Source organism: Streptomyces sp. NPDC054840 (genome assembly GCF_053611065.1).
The window spans coordinates 1-3,650 of the sequence record NZ_JBSGZP010000715.1 but is presented as its reverse complement, the minus strand read 5'-3'; the positions used below and the strand labels follow the sequence as shown (position 1 = coordinate 3,650).

The window sequence follows — 3,650 nt, the reverse complement described above, 5'->3', positions numbered from 1 at the left end:
GCTGGGAGCAGTACGCCTCCGGGCGCGCGCTCGTCCGGTACGCGAAGCAGCGCGCCAACGCCACCCCCGAGAACGCGGCGATCCTGCTCGCGCTCGGCGACGGCACCGCCGAGGGCATCGAGGGCAAGCACATCAGCGAGGCCGCCCGGCAGGGCGACCTGGTGGCCATCGACGCCTTCCGCGAACTGGCCCGCTGGGCCGGCGCCGGACTGGCCGACCTGGCCTCACTGTTCGACCCGTCCGCCTTCATCGTCGGCGGCGGGGTCTCGGACGAGGGCGACCTGGTCCTCGACCCGATCCGCAAGTCCTTCAAGCGCTGGCTGGTCGGCGGCGCCTGGCGCCCGCACGCCCAGGTCCTCGCCGCGCAGCTGGGCGGCAAGGCCGGGCTCGTCGGCGCGGCCGACCTGGCCCGCCAGGGCTGACCCTCTCCACCGTTTTCCACGCGTACCGCCCGTCGCGCCCCTTGGGGGAGCGGCGGGCGGCTGCGTATCTTGCGGGGCATGGACCAGCTGCCGAAGTCCCGTACGGAGCCCGACGGTTCTGCCGTGATCCGGGTGCTCAGCTACAACATCCGCTCCCTGCGCGACGACGAGGAGGCGCTGGCCCGGGTCATCCGGGCGTGCGAGCCCGACCTCGTCCTCGTACAGGAGGCCCCCCGGTTCTTCCGGTGGCGCAAACACGCGGCGCGACTGGCCGCCAAGTGCGACCTGGTGGTGCTGGGCGGGGGCGCGACGGCGGCCGGGCCGCTGCTGCTGTGCTCGCTGCGGGTCTTCGTCGAGCGCACGGAGGACGTCCTGCTGCCGCGCACCCCCGGCCTGCACCGCAGGGGCTTCGCCACGGCGGTGATCCGGATCGGGGGCGTGCGGGTGGGCCTGGCCTCCCTGCACCTGTCGCTCCAGGCGGCGGAGCGCCGGGCCCACGCGGAGCTGCTGCTGGAGCGGCTGGCCGGCATGGACGTGCCGTACGCGATCGCCGCGGGCGACCTGAACGAGGGCCCGGACGGGCCGGCGTACGGGCGGCTGGCCGCCGAGCTCCAGGACTGCCGGGCGGTGGCCCCGTGGGGCGGCGGACCGACCTTCCCGGCGTCGGCGCCGGACCGCCGGATCGACGCCGTGTTCGCCACGAAGGGGGTGGAGGTACTGGCCTGCGGTGTCCCGGAGGGCCTGCCGGGTCTCTCGCTCACGGACCTCGGCGCGGCGACGGATCACCTGCCGGTGCTGGCGGCCCTCCGCCTCGCGGCTGCGCCGTAGCTCAGCGGTCCCGGGTGCGGTGCCGCTGCCGTGGGCTCCGCACCCGGAGCCCCGCGCCTCGAACGCCGGCGAGGCCTGTGAGGCCTGTGGGACCGCGGGCGAGGCCGGGGGACCGGTCAGACGACCGCGCCGCGCCCCGGGTCGTCCTCGTCGTCCTCGTCGCCGTGCGCCATGCGCCCCACCAGCGTCGCGAAGCCGCCCAGGAAGCCGCCGATGCCCAGCGTCGTCAGCCACCAGGTCATCTCCCACTGCAGGAGAACCGCGAGCAGCAGCAGCACCGGGCCGCCGACGACCGCCAGCCACGCGAACTTCGACGTCGTGTCCGCCGGCGGGAGCTCCGGCTCCGGGGGGACGAAGTGCCCCTCCTCCAGCGGAGTCAGGTCGTCGTCCTCCGGCTCCGCCGGTGAGTGGTCCCGGGGACCCGCCATGCCCACGCCCGGGGCGAAGACCACGGAGCTGCCCAGCGCCGTCGCAGGCCCCGGTTCCGCGTCCGGCTTCGCGTCCGGCTTCGCGTCCGGCTTGGTGTCCGGCTTCGTTTCCGCCTTCGGATCGGCCTTCGCATCCGTTCCGGACTCCGGCGGCAGCGGCTTGACGTCCTCCTCCGGCAGGAGGAGGTTCTCGATCGGTCTGAACGGCCGGGCCCCCGGCGGGTCCGGCGGCTCCTGCCCGTACCCGGCGACGATCGCCGCCCACGCCGCTTCCTCGTCCAGCGGCGGAACCCCGCCCGACTGCTCCTCGTGCTCAGCCACCGGCCTCCGCCCCCTCCCTGCCCACGCTCTCCGCCAGTCGGCCGATGAACGCATAGCTGTCCGCGAAGATCCGCTCCGCGTCATGGTCCAACGTCGCCACGTGGTAACTCTGTTCCAGCAGGGTCTCGGTGACATCCGTCGAGGAGACGCGGGCCAGTACCCGCGCGGAGTCCGCGGGCGGTACGACATGGTCCTGCGGGCTGTGCAGCAGCAGCATCGGCTGCGTCACCTGCGGCAGCTCGGCGTCCACGAGCTGCAGGAACTTCCTCAGCGAGTGCGCGGCCCGGGTCGGGACCCGGTCGTACCCGACCTCCTCGGAGCCCGGCTTCGCGATGTCGCTGGCGATGCCCGGCGTCGACCGGATCAGGTGCTTGGTCACCGGCAGGGTCACGGCCAGCGGGTCGTGCACCTTGTTGGCCGGGTTGACGAGCACGATGCCGCTGATCGCGTCCCCGTGCTTGGCCGCCAGCCGAAGGGTCAGCGCCCCGCCCATCGACAGCCCGAAGACGAACACCTGCTCGCACCGGTCCAGCAGTTCCCGCAGGGCGCGGTCCACCTCGGCGTACCAGTCCTGCCAGCCCGTGAGCTGCATGTCCTGCCAGCGCGTCCCGTGCCCGGGGAGCAGCGGCAGCGACACCGTCAGGCCCCGCCCGGCGAGGTACTCGGCCCAGGGACGCAGGGACTGCGGGGACCCGGTGAAGCCGTGGCAGAGGAGGACGCCGACCTCTCCGCCCTCGTGGCGGAACGGCTCGGCTCCAGGGAGGACGGGCACCAGGTTCTCCTTGATCACGATGTACGTCGGATGGGTGCGTTGCTCTGTGTGACTTCACCGTACGCGACCGGGGTGGCACCGGCCAGGGTCGTCGGGCCCCTGCCGGTGTAGGCACGGGATATGGTCTGTTCGACAGACACAGGAAGGCTTTCGAGTTGATCTACGGCGCAATGAAGTTCTCCATCGGCGGTTCACTGAAACTCGCTTTCAGGCCGTGGGTGGAGGGCCTCGAGAACATTCCCGCGGAGGGGCCGGCGATCCTCGCGAGCAACCACCTTTCCTTCTCCGACTCCTTCTTCCTGCCGGCGGTGCTGGACCGGAAGGTCACCTTCATCGCGAAGGCGGAGTACTTCACCTCCCCGGGGGTCAAGGGCAAGCTGACGGCCGCCTTCTTCAAGGGCGTCGGCCAGCTCCCGGTGGACCGCTCCGGCGCCCGCGGGGCCGGGGAGGCCGCGATCCGGAGCGGCATCGAGGTCATCGAACGCGGAGAGCTGTTCGGTATCTACCCGGAAGGCACCCGGTCACCCGACGGACGCCTCTACCGCGGCAAGCCCGGCGGTCTGGCCCGCGTGGCACTGGCCACCGGTGCGCCGGTGATCCCGGTGGCGATGATCGACACGGAGAAGATCCAGCCGCCCGGCAAGGTGGTCCCCAAGCTGATGCGCCCGGGGATCCGGATCGGCAAGCCGCTGGACTTCAGCCGCTACCACGGCATGGACAACGACCGCTTCATCCTCCGCTCGGTGACCGACGAGGTCATGTACGAGATCATGAAGCTCTCCGGTCAGGAATACGTCGACATCTACGCGACGGCGGCCAAGCGCCAGATCGCCGATGCCGAGAAGGCGGAGAAGGCCGAGAAGGCTGCCAGGACGGACA

General features: G+C 72.2%; 5 protein-coding genes. 3 read left to right on the top strand and 2 right to left on the bottom strand.

All coding sequences use genetic code 11. The features are described from left to right. Both ACWGIU_RS32790 and ACWGIU_RS32785 read left to right on the top strand, forming a co-directional pair. Positions 1 to 422 (top strand): ROK family protein (locus ACWGIU_RS32790; protein ID WP_453711750.1); only part of this gene is annotated, 422 nt, incomplete at its 5' end. A gap of 78 nt (positions 423 to 500) precedes the next feature. Continuing rightward, complete coding sequence (locus ACWGIU_RS32785; protein ID WP_453711749.1) at positions 501 to 1,250, top strand: endonuclease/exonuclease/phosphatase family protein; 750 nt, start codon at positions 501 to 503, stop codon at positions 1,248 to 1,250. 116 nt (positions 1,251 to 1,366) lie between these two features. Here the strand turns inward: ACWGIU_RS32785 and ACWGIU_RS32780 are convergent, their stop codons facing one another. Beyond that, the gene (locus tag ACWGIU_RS32780; protein ID WP_453711748.1) at positions 1,367 to 1,999 is read right to left on the bottom strand and encodes a hypothetical protein; all 633 of its coding nucleotides are present in this window, start codon (positions 1,997 to 1,999) and stop codon (positions 1,367 to 1,369) included. Further along, complete coding sequence (locus ACWGIU_RS32775) at positions 1,992 to 2,771, bottom strand: alpha/beta hydrolase (RefSeq protein ID WP_453711747.1); 780 nt, start codon at positions 2,769 to 2,771, stop codon at positions 1,992 to 1,994. The genes ACWGIU_RS32780 and ACWGIU_RS32775 overlap by 8 nt, the downstream gene beginning before the upstream one ends. Before the next feature lie 170 nt (positions 2,772 to 2,941). Here ACWGIU_RS32775 and ACWGIU_RS32770 point away from each other — a divergent pair. Continuing rightward, positions 2,942 to 3,650, top strand: a 709-nt coding sequence (locus tag ACWGIU_RS32770; RefSeq protein ID WP_453711751.1) for a lysophospholipid acyltransferase family protein, incomplete at its 3' end; no start/stop codon positions are given.